Annotated in this window: 18 protein-coding genes; 7 read left to right on the top strand and 11 right to left on the bottom strand. The window is 73.2% G+C overall.

Annotation, left to right across the window (positions count from 1 at the left end; genetic code table 11):
* Positions 1–39: 39 nt before the first annotated feature.
* A complete protein-coding gene (locus M8542_RS40560; protein WP_257925698.1) occupies positions 40–879 on the top strand; it encodes an alpha/beta hydrolase in 840 nt (279 codons plus the stop codon).
* Here the strand turns inward: M8542_RS40560 and M8542_RS40555 are convergent.
* The 6 genes from M8542_RS40555 to M8542_RS40530 form a co-directional block, all read right to left on the bottom strand.
* A complete protein-coding gene (locus M8542_RS40555) occupies positions 876–1,694 on the bottom strand; it encodes a hypothetical protein (RefSeq protein WP_257925697.1) in 819 nt (272 codons plus the stop codon). The two genes, M8542_RS40560 and M8542_RS40555, sit on opposite strands and share 4 nt — an antisense overlap.
* 107 nt (positions 1,695–1,801) lie before the next feature.
* Positions 1,802–4,033, bottom strand: coding sequence for an FtsX-like permease family protein (locus M8542_RS40550; protein ID WP_257925696.1), 2,232 nt, complete (start codon positions 4,031–4,033; stop codon positions 1,802–1,804).
* Positions 4,030–4,398, bottom strand: coding sequence for a hypothetical protein (locus tag M8542_RS40545; RefSeq protein ID WP_257925695.1), 369 nt, complete (start codon positions 4,396–4,398; stop codon positions 4,030–4,032). Before M8542_RS40545 ends, M8542_RS40550 begins: the two co-directional genes overlap by 4 nt.
* Positions 4,395–5,072: an ABC transporter ATP-binding protein gene (locus tag M8542_RS40540; protein WP_257925694.1), complete on the bottom strand. Its 678-nt coding sequence runs from the start codon at positions 5,070–5,072 to the stop codon at positions 4,395–4,397. The genes M8542_RS40545 and M8542_RS40540 overlap by 4 nt, the downstream gene beginning before the upstream one ends.
* Positions 5,069–5,590 (bottom strand): PadR family transcriptional regulator, encoded by a 522-nt coding sequence (locus M8542_RS40535; protein ID WP_257925693.1) that lies wholly within the window; start codon positions 5,588–5,590, stop codon positions 5,069–5,071. The genes M8542_RS40540 and M8542_RS40535 overlap by 4 nt, the downstream gene beginning before the upstream one ends.
* A 43-nt stretch (positions 5,591–5,633) precedes the next feature.
* Complete coding sequence (locus M8542_RS40530) at positions 5,634–6,470, bottom strand: NAD(P)H-binding protein (RefSeq protein ID WP_257925692.1); 837 nt, start codon at positions 6,468–6,470, stop codon at positions 5,634–5,636.
* 80 nt (positions 6,471–6,550) lie between these two features.
* On the opposite strand from M8542_RS40530, the gene M8542_RS40525 reads away from it, so the two are divergent.
* The gene (locus M8542_RS40525) at positions 6,551–7,171 is read left to right on the top strand and encodes a TetR/AcrR family transcriptional regulator (protein WP_257925691.1); all 621 of its coding nucleotides are present in this window, start codon (positions 6,551–6,553) and stop codon (positions 7,169–7,171) included.
* Between the two features lie 171 nt (positions 7,172–7,342).
* Positions 7,343–9,589 (top strand): PQQ-dependent sugar dehydrogenase, encoded by a 2,247-nt coding sequence (locus M8542_RS40520; RefSeq protein ID WP_257925690.1) that lies wholly within the window; start codon positions 7,343–7,345, stop codon positions 9,587–9,589.
* 31 nt (positions 9,590–9,620) lie between these two features.
* Here the strand turns inward: M8542_RS40520 and M8542_RS50170 are convergent, their stop codons facing one another.
* On the bottom strand, positions 9,621–10,892 hold the full coding sequence (locus M8542_RS50170) for a sigma-70 family RNA polymerase sigma factor (protein WP_308210325.1): 1,272 nt from the start codon (positions 10,890–10,892) through the stop codon (positions 9,621–9,623).
* A gap of 378 nt (positions 10,893–11,270) precedes the next feature.
* On the opposite strand from M8542_RS50170, the gene fadD8 reads away from it, so the two are divergent.
* Complete coding sequence (gene fadD8 / locus M8542_RS40510) at positions 11,271–12,857, top strand: fatty-acid--CoA ligase FadD8 (protein ID WP_257925689.1); 1,587 nt, start codon at positions 11,271–11,273, stop codon at positions 12,855–12,857.
* A gap of 4 nt (positions 12,858–12,861) precedes the next feature.
* On the opposite strand, the gene M8542_RS40505 is transcribed toward fadD8, so the two are convergent.
* The gene (locus M8542_RS40505; RefSeq protein WP_257925688.1) at positions 12,862–13,731 is read right to left on the bottom strand and encodes an RNA polymerase sigma-70 factor; all 870 of its coding nucleotides are present in this window, start codon (positions 13,729–13,731) and stop codon (positions 12,862–12,864) included.
* A gap of 298 nt (positions 13,732–14,029) precedes the next feature.
* On the opposite strand from M8542_RS40505, the gene M8542_RS40500 reads away from it, so the two are divergent.
* Entirely contained in the window at positions 14,030–14,776 is a 747-nt protein-coding gene (locus tag M8542_RS40500; RefSeq protein WP_257925687.1) for an SDR family oxidoreductase, read from the top strand.
* A 206-nt stretch (positions 14,777–14,982) separates the two neighbouring features.
* On the opposite strand, the gene M8542_RS40495 is transcribed toward M8542_RS40500, so the two are convergent.
* Complete coding sequence (locus M8542_RS40495) at positions 14,983–15,825, bottom strand: peptidase associated/transthyretin-like domain-containing protein (protein WP_257925686.1); 843 nt, start codon at positions 15,823–15,825, stop codon at positions 14,983–14,985.
* A gap of 162 nt (positions 15,826–15,987) precedes the next feature.
* Between M8542_RS40495 and M8542_RS40490 the strand changes: the two genes are divergently transcribed.
* Together M8542_RS40490 and M8542_RS40485 are read left to right on the top strand one after the other, a co-directional pair.
* Complete coding sequence (locus M8542_RS40490) at positions 15,988–16,377, top strand: nuclear transport factor 2 family protein (protein ID WP_257925685.1); 390 nt, start codon at positions 15,988–15,990, stop codon at positions 16,375–16,377.
* Positions 16,378–16,941, top strand: coding sequence for a PadR family transcriptional regulator (locus M8542_RS40485; RefSeq protein ID WP_443642965.1), 564 nt, complete (start codon positions 16,378–16,380; stop codon positions 16,939–16,941).
* Here M8542_RS40485 and M8542_RS40480 read toward each other — a convergent pair.
* Positions 16,934–17,578, bottom strand: coding sequence for a response regulator (locus tag M8542_RS40480; protein WP_257925684.1), 645 nt, complete (start codon positions 17,576–17,578; stop codon positions 16,934–16,936). The two genes, M8542_RS40485 and M8542_RS40480, sit on opposite strands and share 8 nt — an antisense overlap.
* Complete coding sequence (locus M8542_RS40475) at positions 17,575–18,696, bottom strand: sensor histidine kinase (RefSeq protein WP_257925683.1); 1,122 nt, start codon at positions 18,694–18,696, stop codon at positions 17,575–17,577. Before M8542_RS40475 ends, M8542_RS40480 begins: the two co-directional genes overlap by 4 nt.
* Positions 18,697–18,720: the final 24 nt, after the last annotated feature.

Genomic DNA, 18,720 nt, shown 5'->3' with positions numbered 1-18,720 from the left:
GCACTCGCCGCGGTGGCCGCGAGTGCCGATAGTGGTCGGGTGCTCACTTCCCGCGCCCCGCTGACCCTGCCCCGGGCCGACCGGAGCGAGACGCGAGTGTCCTATCAGGACGCGTTGGTCGCGCCGCTGGCCGGCTACCGGCCACTGCTGCTGGACCTCGTCGTGCCGGTGGCCGCGCACCCCGTGCCCGTGGTGGTCTTCCTCTACGGCGGCGCGCCGGCGGCGGGGTCGCACAAGCACAGCCGCGTCGGCGACCAGGTGACGGAGTGGCTGCTGGCGGCCGGGTTCGCCGTCGCGCGGGCGCAGTACCGGCACGGGCGCGAAGCCCCGTTCCCGGCGCAGGTCCACGACGTCAAGGCGGCAGTGCGCTGGGTCCGCCACCACGCGGCCGAGCTGGCTCTGGACGCGGGCCGCGTCGCGGCGTGGGGGCACTCGGCGGGCGGTTACCTGGCGGCGATGCTGGCGGTGACGGCGGACGACCCGGCCCTCGAGGGCGACCTCGGCATCACGGGCCCGTCGAGCGCGGTGTCGGCGGCGGTGGCGTGGAGCCCGCCGACGGACTTCACGCACATCCCGCCACCACCACCGGGCTTCGCCCTGCACAACACGGGCCACGACCCGCACGACTGGCACCCCGGCCCGACGGCGAGCCCGCTGCTGCACGTGACGTCGTCGGCGGCCCCGCTGCTGCTGGCCCACGGCACCGACGACGTCGGCATCCCGATCGCCCACAGCGAGGCGCTGGTCGCGGCGTACTGGCGAGCGGGCGCGGACGCCGACCTGATCCGGCTGCACGGGGCGGGCCACTTCTACGGCGAGCGGAAGCTGCGGCAGGTGACCGAGGACGGGATCGCGTTCCTGCGGGGGCGCTCCGCCTAGCCGACCACGTCGATCTCGAAGGCCTCCGCCGCGCTGTACTCGACGTCCGCCCACAACGCTCCCGGCAGGTCGAAGCGGCGGTGGGACGTCATGCGGTCGTTGTAGTGCGGGTCCGACTTCGGGTTGTGGCCGACGCCGGTCTTGTCCGAGCCCCACGCGTAGATGTTGCCCACCCACATCGGCTTCGCCAGGCCCTCGCCGTTGATCCGCGGGCGGACCACCAGCGCGGCGCCGGCGCTGCCGGAAAGCGTGACCCGGACCGTGTTCTGTCCGGCGTTGGGCGGGGTGACGGTGATGCGTTCCATGATCTCCACTCCCGGTTGGCCGGCCAAGGGTGCCGCCGTGTCGACACCCGGCCAGAAGTCGGCGACGACGGAGATGTCGATTCCGGGCGCGACGTCGAGCAGGTACTGCGCGGCGATCGCGCCGGTGGGGATTTCGGGTCTGCCGGTGGCCGTGGCGATCCAGTACAGGGGCGGCTCGACGCCTTGGCGCGAGAACGCCGCCTTCACCTTCGGCCAGGTCGACCGGTTGCAGTAGACGACCGGGTGGGCGAACCCGGACCGGCGCCGCATGGCCGCCCAGCCCGGCGCCTGCTCGGGCGTCGCGTCGCCGGGCTCGACGTCGAGGACGTGCCCGTCGTTCGTGGACGCCTTCTTCACGATCCGCACGTGCAGGGAGTCCGGGAAGAGCGCCCAGTCGGCGGCGGTCCACGGCGCGAGCCTGATCCGGTCGATGTAGCCGGCCACCATCGCGGGCCGGCGGTCCTTCTTCAGGATGTTCCGCGCGGTGAGCGCGTCGTACATGGTGCGCATCGGCTGCCTCGGAATCGAAGATCGGGCGGATATCGGCTCCCCCACGATCTCGAGCCCCGGAATTCCCCGGAACGGCGGAAAGTGCGCCTTTCCGGGCACACTGCCGGTCACTCCTCCCGCAGCTGCTCGACGCTCGTGGTGCGCCACAACGCCGGCAGCGTCACGGCAGTGACGACCAGCACCGCCGCGGCCGCGGTGCCCGCGAGGGTCGCGATCGTCGCGACGTCGACGACCATCGGGCGGTGCACCACCAGCGTGAGCAGCAGCCAGTCGAGGCCGAGCCCGGCGAGCACGGCGACGGCCATCGCCACCGCGACCGGGATCGCCAGCTGCCACACCAACGACCGGGCGAGCACACCGCGCCCGACGCCGTTCGCGGTCAGCACCGCGAGGCTGCGCCGGCGTTCCCGCAGCTGCTCCCCCGCCGCGACCAGCAGGCTGCCCGCGGCGAGCAGCAGCACCAGGATCGAGCCCACCGACAGCACCCGGGTGATCAGCGCGTACGTCCCGTCGCGCTCGGTGCCCAGCGACGACACGGTTCCGTGCCAGCCCACGGTGTTCCGGATCCGCTCCAGCAGGTCCGGGCCGGCGGCGGGCAGCGTCACCGACAGGCTGAGCCCGGCACCCGACGTCGTCGCGAGCGCCCCCGGCGTGACCAGGATGCCGCCGCCGTGGTCGCCGGCGGGCGGCACGTCGCGCAGCGGCGGGACTGTCCACTGTGGTGGGACGTCCCGCACGCGCGAGAACCACACGCCTTCCCCGGCCACCGGCCGGAAGCCACCGGGATCACCCGCCACGAAGACGTCGCCGTCGCGGCAGCCGGCGAGCCGCCCGAACTCCCGCAGCTCGTCGCACGTCCCGACGGTGACCGACGTCCGGGCGCCGGCCGCGTTCTCGAGCAGGGCAGCGGTCCGCACCGGCAGGGCCGCCTGCCCGGGCAGCGCGTGGACGGCGTCGGCGAAGACCTGCCCTTCGGCGACGCTCGAGGCGAAGTAGCTCGCGAACACGCGGGCGTCCGGCGAGGCCGGCCGGTCGGCCTCGGCCCGGGCGTAGACGCCTTGCAGCGCAATGGATCCGGCCAGGACGACGGCGATGCCGCTGACCAGGCGTGCCGCCGTGGCGCTGTCCAGCTGGAGGCGGCGGACGGCCAGGAGCCACGCGGGCGACCCGCCGCCGAGCCGGCCCGCGACGCGTTCGACGAGCCACGGCAGCAGCAGCGGGACGGCGGCGAGCACCAGGACGACGCCGGCGATCAGCAGCGGGTCGCGGGTGTCTTCGCGGCCCATCCGCGCGACCAGCAACGCACCGCCGGCCGCGAAGGGCAGCAGCCGCCACCACAGCCGGCGTCGCAGGCGGACGCCCCGCCGCATGACACCAAGGGGCTCGATGACGACGCGTCGCAGCGCGAGCACGGCCGCCGCGCACGCCAGCATCGGCAGCACCAGCAGGGCCGGGACGCCGAGCCGCCAGTCGGGCACGATGTCGGCACCGAAGAGGCCGCCGCGGAAGGCGGTCACGGTGATCTCCGGGACCAGGACGCGCACGAGCAGGAACAGCCCGATCCCGATCACCAGGCCGGCGAGCGAGCCGAGGAGGGCTTCCCCGGCGGCGATCCGGCGCACCTGGCCGCGGTCGGCGCCGATGAGCCGCAACGCGGCGAGCCGCCGGTCCCGCGACGCCGCGGCGAGCCGGGTGCTGGTGACGACGAAGACGAACACCGGGACGAGGCACGTCGTCGCGCCGACCACGACCAGCAGCAGCTCGAGCGAATCGAGCCCCCGCCGGATCGGCGCGCCGCCGAACCCGCTCACCGGCGCGGCTTGGGGTTGCGCGGCAACGGAATCCGAGCCGAGGTAGAAGAAGAGCTCGTTCGGCCCGGTGAGCCCGGCCTCGCCGATGGTGCCGAGCACGCGCTCGGTGAACCGCGGGCGCAGCAGCTCGCCTTCGGGCGACTTCAGGAGTTCCGCCAGCGCCGGGGAAAGCACGGCTTCGCCGGGTCCGGGCAACCGCTCGACCCCGGGTGCGGCGGGCAGCCGCGGCCCGGTGGGCTGCACGAGGTAGCCCTGCACGCCACGGCCCCGGAACTCGTCTTCCCGGCCGACGGCGTACACGGGGTCGACGTCGGCGCCGGCCGGCCGCAGGTCGAGCATCCGCGCCGCGGCCCGGTCGTCACGAGCGCCGAGCAGGTGCGGCACGGAGGTGGCGGTGAGCAGGACGACCACCCCGAGGCCGACGCCGATCGCGGTGAGGCCGAGGCGCACCAACGCGGTTCGCGCGCCGCCGCCGCGGAGTGCGAGCCGCATGCCCAGCGCGAGGTCCGCGCTCCAGCGCCGGATCACCGAGCCACCGCCGGGCCGGCACCGCCCGGCACGCGGCCCGCGCGCCCGCGGCGGGTTTCACCGCCCAGCCCGGGACCGACCGCGGCAAGGTCGAGGCACCCCGGCACGAAACGCTTCGCCGGCCCGAGGCCCGCCGCCTGGCACCAGGCCACCGCCGACCCGGCACCGGCCGGCACGCGCCCCGCGCGCCCGCGGCTAGTTTCGCCGCCCAGCCCGGGATCGACCGCGGCAAGGTCGAGGCGCCCCAGCACGAAACGCTTCGCCGACCCAGGGCTTGCCACCGCCGGCCCGGCACCGGCAAGCATCCGACCGGACCACTGCTCTGTCCGGCTCCTGCGCATCCCCGGCACGAAACGCCCGCTCACCGGGTCACCTCCAGCTCGCGCGTCCGGCCGTCACGCACGACGACTTCGCGATCCGAGTACGCCGCCACCCGGGCCTCGTGCGTCACCAGGACCACCGCGGCCTGCCGCTCGCGGGCCGCCGTCGTCAGCGCGCCCATCACCTGCTCGCCGTTGAGCGAGTCCAGCGCTCCCGTCGGCTCGTCCGCGAAGATGACCCGTGGGCCCGTCACCAACGCACGGGCCACCGCCGCCCGCTGCCCCTGCCCACCCGACACCTCGCCGGGCCGCCGGCCGGCGATCGCGGTGAGGTCCAGCTCGGCCAGCATCTCCCGGGCGCGGCTCGTGGCGACGCGGCCGCGCTCGCCGTTCAACCGCAGCGGCAGCGCCACGTTCTCCAGGCAGGTGAGCTCCGGGACCAGCTGTCCGAACTGGAACACGAACCCGAAGTCCGTGCGCCGCAACGCCGATCGCGCGCGGTCACCCATCCCGGCCAGGTCCGCGCCCTGGTACCGGACCGTCCCCTCGTCCGGCCGGACGATGCCGGCCAGACAGTGCAGCAACGTCGACTTGCCCGCCCCCGATGGCCCCATCAGCGCGACGACTTCGCCCGCCACCACCCGGATGCTCGCCGCCGCCAGCGCGTCCGTCGGGCCGAACGACTTGCGGAGGCCCGTGGCTTCCAGCAACACGCTCACGAGATCTCCTCCGCCAGCCGGTCGAGCCGGGCCGCGGTCAGCTCCAGCCAGCGGAGGTCGGCCTCCAGGTGGAACAACGCGTGATCGCAGATCAGCTGGTCGACGAGGTCACCGCCGGTCTTGCGGCGGGTCAGCTCGCGCATCGCGTCCAGGTGGGCCGCCCGCTGGACGTCGAGAACGTCGGCCGCCGGGCGGCCGGACAGCAGGGCGAGCACCACCTTGGTGTAGAGCGTGTTGTGCAGGTAGACGTCGGGCTTCTCCGGCGTCGACAACCAGGAGCCGACGTCGGCGACCCCGGCGTCGGTGATCGCGTAGCGCTTGCGCTCCGGGCCGCCGTCGACCTCGACGCCGTCAGCCTCGACGAGCCCCTGCTTCAGGAGCCGGGCCAGCGTCGAATAGACCTGGCCGTAGTGGACCCGGCGGTCGTGCCCAAAGCGGTCGTCATAGGCGCGTTTGAGGTCGTAGCCGTGCCGCGGGCCGCTCTCCAGCAGCCCGAGCAGGGTCAGTCCGATCGACATGCCGAGGACTGTACACGGTGTGTATAGCCAGAGTTCATAGTGATCACTCGAGGAGCGATCGCAACGGCGTGGCCGGCCGTCCGAGCAGGTCTTCGAGGTCAGGCCCGGTGGTCGCGAACTCACCGCGACGCGCCGCGCGGAACATCCCGAGCAGCAGTTCGGCCTGCGCCGCCGGGACGCCGAGCCCGGCCGCCCACTCCTCGTCGTCGACGACCACCCGGCGCACGGGCCGGCCGCCGAGGTCCGAGAGCAGCCGGGCGACGTCGTCGAGGTCCAGCGCGACCGGCGCGGTCAGCGGCGGGGTCGGCCCGTCGAACCGGCCTTCGCCGGCGAGGATGATCGCCGCCGCTTCGGCGAGGTCGGCGTGCGCGGTCCAGGAAACCGGGCCGTCGGCGGGCGCCACGAGCTCGCCGGTTTCCCGTGCCCGGCCCAGCAGCAGCGGCACGGTGCTCGCGTAGAAACCGTTGCGGAGCGCGGTGAACGCCGGCCCCGACACCGCCAGGCGCCGCTCGGTCGCGGCGTGGTCGGGCATCGGCGCGAAGAGCGAATCCGCGGCCGCGCCCTGGTGGCTCGTGTACAGCACGCGCTTCACCCCGGCGTCGCGCGCGGCGTCGATCGCCGCGGCGTGCCCGGCGAGGGTCGCCTCGCCCGTCTGGTCCGTCGAGACGACGAGCACCTGCGTCGCCCCTTCGAACGCCTCGGCCAGGGAGTCCGGGTCGGCGAAGTCGCCCCGGCGCACGCGCACCCCGCGTCCGGCCAGGCCCGCCGCCCGGCCGGGGTCGCGCACGCTGACGCCGATCTCTTCGGCCGGAAGGCGGCGAAGCAGCTGGTCGACGACCTGAGAGCCGAGCTTGCCGGTGCCGCCGGTGAGCACGATCATGGTGGATCCCTTCGTTACGTTACCGCCGATATTAACCACGTTAGCACCACTGTTAGCAACCATGAGTTACCATCGGAACCATGAGCCGGGACGAGACACGCACGAAGATCGTCGACACCGCCGCGCGCCTGCTGCGCGAGGAAGGCGAGGTCACCATCCGCACGGCCGCCGCGGCCGCGGGCCTGCAGGCGCCCGCGATCTACCGGTTCTTCGAGGACAAGGCCGCGCTGCTGGACGCGGTCGCCGAGCACGCGTTCACCACCTACGTCGCCGAAAAGACCCACGCCGAGCCGGGCGACGATCCGGTCGCGGACCTCCGCGCGGGCTGGGACGCGCACCTCGGCTTCGGCCTGGCCCATCCGGCGCTGTTCGGCCTGCTCGTCTCCCCCGGCCGCGTTTCTCCGGCCACCGAAGCCGGGTTGGCGGTGCTGCGCGCCCGGGTCCACCGCGTCGCCGAAGCCGGCCGCCTGCGGGTGCCGGAGCGGCGTGCCGTCGACCTGATCCACGCCGCCGGCACCGGCGCGGTCCTGACGCTGCTCGCGCGCAAGCCCGAGGATCGCGATCCCGGTCTGGGCGAGGCGCTGCGCGAAGCCGTGCTGCGCGAAATCCTCACCGACTCCCCGGCGCCGTTCGCCGAAGTTCTGCCCCGGCTGACCGAGGCCGAGCGCGCGCTGGTGCGGGAATGGTCGAACCGCCGGTGAGTTATTCACTGCCACCGCGTTTGCGCGATCCGTGTGCACTTTCGCGTTGCGGTGTAACACCTTTCGGACTTCTCGCGCCATAGGGGACGCAGACCCTGTCCCCGCGCACCAGGAGTTCGTGTGATGCTTCCCGGATTGTTCCGAAGATCCCGACGTGCCCTCGCGACGGCGGTGGTCCTTCCACTGGCCGGTGCCCTCGCGGTGGCCGTCGTCGCCGCGACCCCCGCGGCCGCCGTGCCCACCGGGTTCGTCGACACCGTCGCGATCGGCGGCCTCAGCTCCCCGACCGCCGCGGCGTTCGCGCCCGACGGGCGGGTCTTCGTCGCCGAAAAGAGCGGCCTGGTCAAGGTCTTCGACTCCCTCGCCGACCCGACCGCGACGGTGTTCGCCGACCTGCGGACCGCGACCCAGGACTTCTGGGACCGCGGCCTGCTCGGCCTGGCCGTCGACCCCGCGTTCCCGGCCCGGCCGTACGTCTACGTCTCCTACACCCTCGACGCCGTACCCGGCGGCACCGCGCCGCGCTGGGGCGACACCTGCCCGACGCCGCCCGGCGCGACCGACCAGGGCTGCGTGGTGACCGGTCGGGTCTCCCGGCTCACCATGGGCCCGGACGGCACCGCGGTCAGCGAGAAGCCGCTGGTCACCGGCTGGTGCCAGCAGTTCCCCAGCCACTCGGTCGGCGCACTGGCCTTCGGCCCGGACGGCGCGCTGTACGCCGGTGGCGGGGACGGCGCCAGCTTCAACTTCGCCGACTACGGCCAGGTCGGAAACCCCTGCGCCGACCCGCCTTCGCCGGCCGGGACGAACCTCGCCCCGCCGAACGCCGAAGGCGGCGCGCTGCGGTCGCAGTCCCCGCGCCGCCCCGCCGGGGAGCCGGTGCTGCTCAACGGCACGCTGCTGCGCATCGACCCCGACACCGGGGACGGCCTGCCTGGCAACCCCTTCGCGAGCAGCTCGGACGCCAACGCCCGCCGCGTGATCGCCTACGGCGCCCGCAACCAGTTCCGGTTCGGCTTCCGGCCCGGCACGAGCGAGCTGTGGGCCGGCGACGTCGGCTGGAACACCTGGGAAGAGATCAACCGCGTCACCGACGCCGGCGACGCCGTCGCGGAGAACTTCGGCTGGCCCTGCTTCGAAGGCAGCGCTCGCCAAGCCGGCTACGACGGCGCCAACCTCGACCGCTGCGAGTCCCTGTACGCCGCGGGCGGCCAGACCGCGCCGTTCTACGCCTACAACCACAACGCGAAGGTCGTCGCGGGCGACCCGTGTCCCACCGGTGGCTCGTCGATCAGCGGGATCGCGTTCGAGTCCGGCAGCAACTACCCGGCCGCCTATGCCGGCTCGCTGTTCTTCGCCGACTCCTCACGCGGCTGTGTCTGGGCGATGCAGACGCTGAACGGCCAGCCCAGCCCGAGCCGCCTCGTGCCGTTCGTGACCGGGGCGAACACCCCGGTCCAGGTGCTGACCGGGCCCGGCGGCGATCTCTTCTACGTCGCACTGGGCAGTGGTGAGCTCCGGCGCGTGAGCTACCCCGGCGGCACCAACCGGCCGCCGGTCGCGGTGGCCACGGCGACGCCGTCGAGCGGGCCCGCGCCCCTCGCCGTCCGGTTCGACGGCACGGGTTCGACCGACCCGGACGCCGGGGACACCCTGTCCTACGCCTGGGACCTCGACGCCGACGGCGCGTACGACGACTCGGCGACGCCGAACCCGACGTGGACCTACACGGGCGCGGCCGCGGTCGACGCCGGGCTGCGGGTGACCGACTCCCACGGCGCGACGGCGACCACGACGGTGCGCGTGACGGTCGGGAACCCGGCCGGACTGGACCCGGTGCCGGTGATCGACACCCCGGCCGCATCCCTGACGTGGTCGGTGGGCCAGACCGTGTCCTTCTCCGGCCGCGCGATCGACGCCCAGGACGGCGAACTGCCGGCCTCGGCGTTGTCGTGGCGGCTGGCGATCCGGCACTGCGCGGCCAACGGCACCTGCCACACCCACAACGTCCAGGACTTCCCGGGCGTCGCGGCGGGCTCGTTCGTCGCGCCGGACCACGAGTACCCGTCGTACCTGCAGCTCACCCTGACCGCAACGGACTCGACCGGCCGCACCGGCAGCAAGACCGTCGACCTGCAGCCGAAGACGGTGACGCTGAACTTCACGTCCAGCCCGAACCAGGCGCTGCTCACCGTCGGCGGCACCCAGCAGCGCACGCCGTTCTCCCGGACGGTGATCGCCGGTTCGACGAATTCGCTCAGCGCCGACAGCCCGCAGAACCTGCCGCCGCTCAACCTGAAGTACGCCTTCACGAGCTGGGCGCACGGTGGGGCGCGGACGCAGAACGTCGTCGCGCCGGCGACGGGCGCGACGTATCAGGCGAAGTACCGGCTCTGCTGGCTGCTGCAGCCCTGCTGAGCGGGTGACCCGGCCCCGCCGCGGGGCCGGGTCATCCCTCGGGCTGCTTGGTCTTCTCGGCCTTCTTCGACTCTTTCGCCGCCTGCTTCGATTCCTTCGCGGCTTGCTTGGACTCCTTGGCGGCTTCCTTCGCGGCCTGCTTCGACTCCTTGGCCGCCTGCTTGCCGTCCGCCGCGGTTTCCTGCGCGGCCTCCGACTCCGCCGCGGCCGCCGCCGTCTCGTCCGGAGTGCTCACCGGGACCGACGTCAGCGCCGGGCCCGCGGTGCTCCCCTGGTCGCCGCCCGCGGCCGCCGCCCGCGTCGCCGGGGACGTGCCCACCGGCTGCGAGGTCGCGCCGTCCGCGCCCGTCGCCGGGGGCGGTGGCGCCACGTCCGACGTGCTCGCGCCGATGGTCACCGTCGTGACCAGCGCCGCGCTGGCGGCGGCCACCTTCGCCGCCGTGGCCCAGGAAAGCACGGACGCGCCGGTGCTCGCGGCCGCCCCGGACGAGGCGACCGTGCCGGTGGTGGTCAGCCAGTGCGCCGCGACCGGCAGGCCCAGGATCAGCGGGGCGACGGTGGCGGGCAGCTCCTGGTTGAGCTCGCGAAGGCCGGTGGCCAGCTTCCGGCAGTCCGCGCAGCGGTCCAGGTGGGTCGTGATCCGGTGCGCCTTGTGGTCCCCGACGCCGTCACGCACCCAGCGGGCGAGCTGACCGGACACGACCCGGCAGTTGCGCCGCCGGGCCTCCGGGACGTGCTGGTCGAGGTAGGCCTGCCGCAGCCCTTCGCGGGCGCGGTAGGCCAGCGCGGCGACGCTGTTCGGCGTCATCCCGAAGTCCTCGGCGATCTTGGCCGGCGACTGGCCCTCGATCTCGGTCCGCCACAGCACCGCCCGCCACCGCTCGGGCAGGCTGGCGAAGGCGTCCGCGGCGACGGTGCCGTGCAGCCGGCTGTCCACCGGCTCGTCGCTGCTCTCACCCGGCTCGACGTCGGGCACCTCGGCGACCGGCGAGACGGCCGAGTCGCGCCGGCGCCAGCTGATCATCGTGTTCCGGATCGTGGTCAGCAGGTAGGCGCGGAAATCCTCGTCCGGGCCCTCCCCGGCACGCAGGATCCGCAGCACGCGGGTGAACCCTTCGGCGATGAGGTCGTCCCGCTCCGCCTCGCCCGACGCGATCGCGGCCGCCACCCGGCGCGCCGCGACCAGGTGCCGGTCGTAGAGCCGGCCGTACGCGGCGATGTCCCCGCCGCGCACCGCCTCGATCAGGACCGCGTCGCTCGGGACGTCTGTCGTCCCGGCCATCGCCGGCGCCACCTCGGTCACCGCACCTCCCCTTTGCTCGTGCGCTTGCACGTGCAGAACGTCACGCGATAGTCGTCCAACGAGCGGCCACGCGCAAGGGTTCGGCCGGTAAACCCGAGTTCTTCCGGAGTGAGTGCCCCGGATCCGGCTCTTGTCAGGTACCTGAGCACTCCGGCGTCGTTTCGCCGGTGCGCCGCCGCCCGACCCCGTGTCCGAAGTGGACGGACACGGTTCTCCCCGCCGAACAGGTGATCCGGGGCAGTTCGGCGACCGGCCGCCTGTGCGAACGCTGTTCAACCGGCACATCGGAACTCGTTCCATCGGGAACACCCCTTGCGCCCGGCCGGTATAGTGCGCAGAACAGTAACGTGTTCTAGTTTTGTCGGAGAAGGGACCGGGATGGACGAGCAGGCGATGCGGTATCCGAACCACCTCGGGCATCTGGTCGTCTCCGCCCTGAAGCGCCACCGGGACGCGCCGGTGATGACGCTGGGCGAGACCACGATGACCGGCGGCCGCACGGCCGAGCAGGTCAGCCAGTACGCCCAGGCCTTCGAGACGCTCGGGGCCGGCACGGGCGCGGCCGTCGCGCTGCTGTCGCTCAACCGGCCCGAGGTCCTCCTCGTCATCGCCGCCGGGCAGATGCAGGGGTCGCGGCGGACGGCGTTGCACCCGCTGGGCTCGCTCGACGACCACGCCTACGTCCTGAACGACGCCGGCATCACCACGTTGGTCATCGATCCCGTGCCCGCGTTCGTCGAGCGCGCGCTCGGCCTGCTCGAGAAGGTGCCGGGCCTGACGCAGGTGCTCACGATCGGGCCGGTGCCCGAGCCGCTGGCGCACGTCGGCCAGGATCTGACGGCGGCCGCCGCCGGGTTCGAGCCGCGGCCGCTCGCGCCGGCGGACCTGCCGCCGGACCAGGTCGTCTCGATCACCTACACCGGCGGCACGACCGGGAAGCCCAAGGGCGTGATGGGCACCGCGCAGGCGATGGCGACGATGACGCAGATCCAGCTCGCCGAGTGGGAGTGGCCCGAGGCGCCGAAGTTCCTCATCTGCACACCGCTTTCGCACGCGGGCGCGGCGTTCTTCGCACCGACACTGCTCAAGGGCGGCTCGCTGGTGGTGCTGCCGAAGTTCGACCCCGCCGAGGTGCTGCGGATCATCGAAGAGCAGGGCATCACGGCGACCATGCTGGTGCCGACCATGCTCTACGCGCTGATGGACCACCCGGACTCGCGCACCCGCGACCTGTCGTCGCTGCAGACGGTCTACTACGGGGCCGCGTCGATCAACCCGGTGCGGCTGCGCGAGGCGATCGACCGGTTCGGCCCGATCTTCGCGCAGTACTACGGCCAGTCCGAAGCCCCGATGGCGATCAGCTACCTGGCGAAGGCCGACCACGACGACGCGCGGCTGTCGTCCTGCGGGCGCCCGTCGGCGTTCCTGCGCACGGCACTGCTCGACGCCGACGGCAACCCGGTGCCCCGGGGCGAGCCGGGCGAGATCTGCGTGGCGGGCCCGCTGCTGGCGGGCGGCTACTGGAACCTGCCGGAAGTGACGGCGGAGACGTTCCGCGACGGCTGGCTCCACACGGGCGACGTCGCCCGCGAGGACGAAGACGGCTTCTGGTTCATCGTCGACCGGGTGAAGGACATGATCGTCACGGGCGGGTTCAACGTGTTCCCCCGCGAGGTGGAGGACGTGGTGGCCGAGCACCCGGCGATCGCCCAGGTGGGTGTGATCGGCACCCCGGACGACAAGTGGGGCGAAGCGGTGACGGCGGTGGTGGTCCTGCGCCCGGACGCGCCGGCCGACATCGACCGCCTGACCGGCGAGATCCAGGCGGCGGTGCGGGAGCGGAAGGGGCCGGTGCACGTGCCCAAGCAGGTGATCGTCGCGGAGTCCCTGCCGATGACGGGGCTCGGGAAGCCGGACAAGAAGGCGCTGCGGGCGCAGTACGAGCCGAAGAGCGCGGCCGTGTAGGGCGTTATACGGCCGCGAGCTTCCCCGGGTTCATCTGCCACAGCACCTGGTCGATGCCCTCGGCCGACGCGGTCACGGTGAGCACCGTGAACACCTCGCCGTCGCGGGACAGCAGCATCGCGTGTGCGCCGTTGACCATCGACGGCGTCACCGTGACACCCACCCAGAAGCGGTCGTGGAACGCGCGGACGTACTTCGCCACCGTCGTCGCGCCACGGACCGGGATCCGGGACGCGCGGGCCACGCCGCCGCCATCGGAGTAGCTGATCACGTCCGCCGCGAAGAGCTCCTCCAGTGTCGACAAGTCGCCCGCCTGGGCCGCCGCGACGAACGCCGTGAGGAGGCGCTGCTGCTCGGGCAGCGGGGCCGGGGTCCGCCGTTCCGCCGCGAGGTGCTTGCGCGCGCGGCTGACCAGCTGGCGGGCCGCCACCTCCGACGTCTGCACGATCTCGGCGATCTGGCGGTACGGGTAGTCGAACGCCTCGCGCAGCACGTACGCCGCGCGCTCGGTCGGCGTCAGCTTCTCCAGCAGGAGCAGCACAGCCAGCTCCAGCGCCGCGCCGCGCTCGGCGCCCAGCTGCGGATCGGCCGAAGTGTCGACCGGCTCCGGCAGCCACGGCCCGATGTAGGTCTCGTGCCGGGCGTACGCCGTCTTGGTCGCGTTGATCGCCAGCCGCGTGGTCGTCGTCGCCAGGTAGGCCGCCGGGTTGAGCACCACCGCGCGGTCCGCCTTCTGCCAGCGCAGCCACACCTCCTGCAGGAGGTCTTCGGCGTCGGCGGCGCTGCCCAGCATCCGGTAGGCGATGCCGAACAGCCGGGGACGCACCTCGGCGAAGACGGCGGTCGCGTCGTCGAGGTCGGGGCGGGCCTCCATGCGTGCGGGATCCCTTTCGGCCGTGGGAGTTCGGGCGGCAGCCTACCCGCGGATCACGGCCGCGGCGCCCGCCGGTCCGCGGGATGCGGAACATCGTTCGGCGTGCTCGTGGATCGGCGGCGCGGGCGGTCGGCCGCCGCTGGCCGGCTGCGCACCGCGGACCGGCCGATCCGCGGTCGCGACGCGGCGGTGGTCGGCTGCGAAGCTGCCCCTTGTCACGAACGCGCCCACCGTCTTGTCCTAGTGGGGTGTGCAGCCATCCCGGGCCGGCCGGGGGCGCCGAGCGGAAGGAACCCAAATGAAGGTCGTCGTCATCGGCGGAACGGGGTTGATCGGGCGGACCCTGGTCACGCGCCTGACCGAACACGGCCACGAGGCGGTGCCCGCCGCCCCCAGCACCGGGGTGGACACGCTCACCGGCCAGGGACTGAAGGAGGTGCTGCAGGGCGCGGACGTCGTGGTGGACGTGTCGAACTCACCGTCGTTCGCCGACGACGACGTCATGGAGTTCTTCACCACCTCGACCGGCAACCTCGTCGCCGCGGCGAAGGAGGCCGGCGTCGGGCACTACGTGGCGCTGTCGGTGGTGGGCAGCGAGCGGCAGCCGGACGTCGGGTACTTCCGCGCGAAGGTGGCGCAGGAGAAGCTGATCACGGAGTCGGGGCTGCCGTTCTCGATCGTGCGCGCGACGCAGTTCTTCGAGTTCGCGGGCGGCATCGCGGACACCTCGACGGTCGACGGCGAGGTCCGCCTCCCGGGCGCGGGCGTCCAGCCGATGGCCGCGGCCGAGGTCTCGGCGGCGGTCGGCCGGGTCGCGGCCGGGCAGCCGGTCGGCGGGCTGACCGAGGTGGCAGGCCCGGAGGTGTTCGGGCTGGACGAGTGGGTGCGCCGCGTGCTGACGGCCCGCTCGGACGCGCGCGAGGTCGTGACCGACTCGAAGGCGCCGTATTTCGGCGCGGTGCCGGGGCCGAAGGACCTGCTGCCGGGCCCGGACGCCCACCTGGCGGAGACCACGCTCGACGGCTGGCTGGCCACCCGGTCGTGAGGGAGTTCCGCGGGCGGGGCGGCGGGTTTGCGCGGCACGCACACCCACCGGCGAGGTCGTGACCGGGCCGCACGGGTGGCTCGGTGTCACCCGTGCGGGCCCGGCTTCCACACCACCGCGGTCACCGTCGGCGGTGGACTCCGAGGTGCCGACGCGCAGCTCGTCGAACGAGCGAAAACCCGGTGCCCGTACACGAAACTGCTGAGCTAGACACCGTCGTGGTCGGGGTCGGCGTTCAGCACGATGCAGCCGACGTAGCCGTCGCGGGCCTGGGTCACCTTCAGCAGCATGCTCGGCTGGTAGATGGAATCGCCGTCGTTGAAGGTGTCCCGGCCGGTGCGCTGCGCGTACGGCTGCGTCGCCAGCACCCGCGCGTTCAGCGCCTCGTCGAACATCAGCTGCGTGGTCAGCGTCTTCTCGTTGCCCACGTGCACCATCACGTGGACGTGCACCGTCCGCCCGCGGTACCAGCCCGGCCAGATCGTGGTGAACTCGACGACCCCGCGCTGGTTGGTGACCTGGGCGCCGCGCAGGTACCGCTTGTCGTCGGTGGGTTCGAGGTCCTGGTCACCGCTGGGCGGCGGGCCGCCGGTGGGCGGGGTCCCGGTCGGCGGCGGGCCGGTCGGCGGCGTGCCACCGCCACCGGAGGCCGCTTCGGCGCCGGAGTACAGCCCGCCCGCGTCGCAGTGCCAGATCTCGACCACCGCGTGCGGGATGGGCCGGCACGTCTCACTGTCCTGCACCTGCAACGCGAGCCGCAGCTTGACGCCCTGCTTGTCCTCGCGGACGTCGCTGCGGATCTTGTCGGCGTCGAAGTAGTACGGGCCCTGCGTGGTGGACGCGGTGAGCGTGCAGGTCCGCGCGCCGGCGAACAAGGCGGTCAGGTCCGCGTCGGTGACCGCCTGCAGGGCGACCGTCTCCCCGGTCGACGTCGTCACCGCGTCGCCGCGGCCCGCGCACGCCGTGACCAGCGCGCCGAAGCCGACCGAGCTCACGCCGGCGAGGAGCCTTCGCCTGCTGACCCGCTGGCCTTCGTGATCGTGTGCCATGCCTGTCCTTCCGCAGTCGGGGTTCGGGTAAAGGCCGGTTGACTTCCGCCTGGTCCGACCTTGAGCCAGCGTGGCGAGTCCGGCTGTGGCACAGCTGTGGTGACGCTGTGGGTCGGCGAGCGGTACACTTCTACTCAACTAGTTGATTAGGTGAGGTGAGGCATGACCAGCTTCCGCAAGGCCGTCGAGGCCCGCGATCCCGACGCCATGGCCGCGACGCTGGCGGACAACGTCGTGTTCCGCAGCCCGGTGGCGTTCAAGCCCTACCCCGGCAAGGCGATCACCGCCGCGATCCTGCGTGGCGTCCTGCGCGTCTTCGAGGACTTCCACTACGTGCGCGAGCTCAGCGGCGGCGAAGGCCGCGACCACGCGCTCGTCTTCGAGGCCCGGATCGGCGACACGCGGGTCGAGGGCTGCGACTTCCTGCACTTCGACGAAGCCGGCCTGATCGACGAGTTCACCGTGATGGTCCGCCCGCTCTCGGCCGCGCACGCGCTGGCCGACGCGATGGCGAAGCAGTTCGACCAGATCCAACGCGAAGCACTCAACTAGTTGAGTACGGGACTGCGCCACGCGCTGCTGGCGACCCTGCTCGAGGGCGAGGCGTCGGGCTACGACCTGGCCAAAGGGTTCGACGCCTCGGTCGCGAACTTCTGGGCCGCCACCCCGCAGCAGCTCTACCGCGAGCTCGACCGGATGGCGGCCGACGGCCTGCTCCAGGCTCGCCTGGTCCACCAGGAACGCCGGCCGGACAAGCGCCTGTTCTCGCTGACCGAAGCCGGGCGTGCGGCGCTGCGCGAGTTCACCGCGAACACCCCGCGCCCGGGCGTGATCCGCGACGAGCTGCTCGTCCAGGTCCAGGCGGTCGACGCGGGTGACGAACCGGCCGTCCGCCGCGCGCTCGAGGAGCGGCTGACCCGGGCGAAGGACAAGATCGCCCGTTACGAGCGGCTGCGCGCCCGCCTGCTCGACGGCCGGTTCGAAGACGACTACCTCGCCGAGGCCGAGCGGGTCGGGCCGTACCTGACGCTGATGCGCGGGCTGTCGTTCGAGCACGAGAACCTGCGGTGGTGCGAGCAGGCGCTGAAGGTGCTCGAGCGCCGGTCGGCTAGCTGAGCCCGGCGTCGTGCACCAGGATCGCCACCTGGGTCCGGTTCGCCGCGTCCAGCTTGGCCATGATGTGTCCGATGTGGACCTTCACGGTCGACTCGCTGACCACCAGCGCCTTCGCGATCTCGGCGTTGCTCAGCCCGCGTCCGATGTGGACGGCCACGTCGTGCTCGCGCGGGGTCAGCTCCGCCAGCCGCGCGCGGGCCCGCGAAGACCCGCCGCCGGACGCGAAGTCCGTCAGCAGCCGCTTGGTGATCTTCGGCGACAGCATCGCCTCGCCGCGGGCCGCGACCCGGACCGCGTTGACCAGCTCCCGCGGCGGCGTGTCCTTCAGCAGGAACCCCGCCGCGCCGTGCCGCAGGGCCGCGTAGACGTACTCGTCCACGTCGAAGGTCGTCAGGACGACCACCGCCGGCGCCGCCGGGTGCCCGGCCAGCCGCTTGACCACCTCGATCCCGTCGACCTTCGGCATCTCGACGTCGGTGAGCACGACGTCGGGCCGGTGGCGGTCGGTCAGCTCCACCGCCCGCGCGCCCGTGCTGTCCTCGGCGACGACCTCGACGTCGTCGGCCGACTCCAGGATCATCCGGATGCCGCTGCGGACCAGCTCCTCGTCCTCCAGCAGCACGACCTTGACCGTCACTCGTTCTCCTCCACCGGAAATTCCGCCAGCACGCGGAACCGGCCGTCGCCGGTCGGGCCGGTGCGCAGGGCGCCGCCGGCCAGCTCCACCCGTTCCCGCATGCCCACCAGGCCGTAGCCGGAGCCCGGCACGGCGCTGCCGTGCGGGGTGAGCCGGTTGGTGATCTCGACCGCCAGCCCGTCGCCGGAGACGGCCAGCCGGACGTCGACCGCGGTGTGCGGCGCGTGCTTCCCGGCGTTGGTCAGCGACTCCTGCACCACCCGGTAGACCGCGCGCCCGACCTGGTCCGGCACGGCCGGCAACGGGTCCGGCAGGGTCAGCTCGATCCGCGCGCCGGTCGCGGTGACCTCTTCGACGAGGTCCTCCAGCGACGCGAGCACACCCGGGCTGATCTGCTCGGCCGGCGCGTCGTCGCGCAGCACCTTCAGGATCCCCCGCAGCTCGTCGAGGGCGGTGGCGCTGGTGGCCCGGATGGTTTCGGCGGCCTGCTCGGTCTGCTCGTCCGGCGCGCGCAGCGACAATGCGCCGGCCTGCAGCGCGACCGCCGTCACGCGGTGCGCGACGACGTCGTGCATCTCCCGCGCGATCCGCCGTCGCTCGGCGAAGACGGCCTGGTCGGCCAGCAGCGTCCGGGTGCGCTCGGCTTCGTCGGCGCGGTCGCGCAGCACGGCCAGCAGCGCGGCGCGCTGGTGCATCCACAGCCCGGCCAGCACCGGGCCCAGGACGAACAACCCCAGCACGATCACGACCATCATGATGTCCGCCGGCCGCCGCAGCAGGCCGAAGCCGTTCCCGGTGGCCGCGGCGATGACCGCCGCGGCGCCGGTGGTCCAGCCGACGCCGTGGCGGGCGGCGACCGAGTACGTGGCGATGGTCACCGGCAGCAGCGTCACGTCGGCCAGCAGGCACACCGCCGCGATCAGCAGCACCGGGAACGGCCACCGCCGCCGCGCGATCAGGGCCAGCCCCGAGAAGACCACGGCGGGCACGTAGAGCGCCGGGTGCTGGTCGCGCGGGTCGCCGCCGAGCAGGCTGAACGCGATCGTGGCCGCCACCACCGCGACGTCGAGCGCGAGCAGGACGACGCGGCCGTCCCACCACACCAGCCAGCGCTTCATCGAGATCAGGTTAGAGCCCGCCTG

Origin of the sequence: Amycolatopsis iheyensis, from assembly GCF_024703995.1 — a bacterium.
GTDB classification, from domain to species: domain Bacteria; phylum Actinomycetota; class Actinomycetes; order Mycobacteriales; family Pseudonocardiaceae; genus Amycolatopsis; species Amycolatopsis iheyensis.
The sequence above is the reverse complement of the archived record's forward strand: the minus strand, read 5'-3'. Positions and strand labels throughout refer to the sequence as shown.

Excerpts from the sequence above, each read along its gene's own strand:
- M8542_RS40555 (WP_257925697.1), bottom strand. The coding sequence starts at position 1,694 with ATGCGCACCATGTACGACGCGCTCACCGCGCGGAACATCCTGAAGAAG.
- M8542_RS40535 (WP_257925693.1), bottom strand. The coding sequence starts at position 5,590 with ATGTCGATCGGACTGACCCTGCTCGGGCTGCTGGAGAGCGGCCCGCGG.
- M8542_RS40530 (WP_257925692.1), bottom strand. The coding sequence starts at position 6,470 with ATGATCGTGCTCACCGGCGGCACCGGCAAGCTCGGCTCTCAGGTCGTC.
- M8542_RS40525 (WP_257925691.1), top strand. The coding sequence starts at position 6,551 with ATGAGCCGGGACGAGACACGCACGAAGATCGTCGACACCGCCGCGCGC.
- fadD8 (WP_257925689.1), top strand. The coding sequence starts at position 11,271 with ATGGACGAGCAGGCGATGCGGTATCCGAACCACCTCGGGCATCTGGTC.
- M8542_RS40505 (WP_257925688.1), bottom strand. The coding sequence starts at position 13,731 with ATGGAGGCCCGCCCCGACCTCGACGACGCGACCGCCGTCTTCGCCGAG.
- M8542_RS40500 (WP_257925687.1), top strand. The coding sequence starts at position 14,030 with ATGAAGGTCGTCGTCATCGGCGGAACGGGGTTGATCGGGCGGACCCTG.
- M8542_RS40495 (WP_257925686.1), bottom strand. The coding sequence starts at position 15,825 with ATGGCACACGATCACGAAGGCCAGCGGGTCAGCAGGCGAAGGCTCCTC.
- M8542_RS40490 (WP_257925685.1), top strand. The coding sequence starts at position 15,988 with ATGACCAGCTTCCGCAAGGCCGTCGAGGCCCGCGATCCCGACGCCATG.
- M8542_RS40475 (WP_257925683.1), bottom strand. The coding sequence starts at position 18,696 with ATGAAGCGCTGGCTGGTGTGGTGGGACGGCCGCGTCGTCCTGCTCGCG.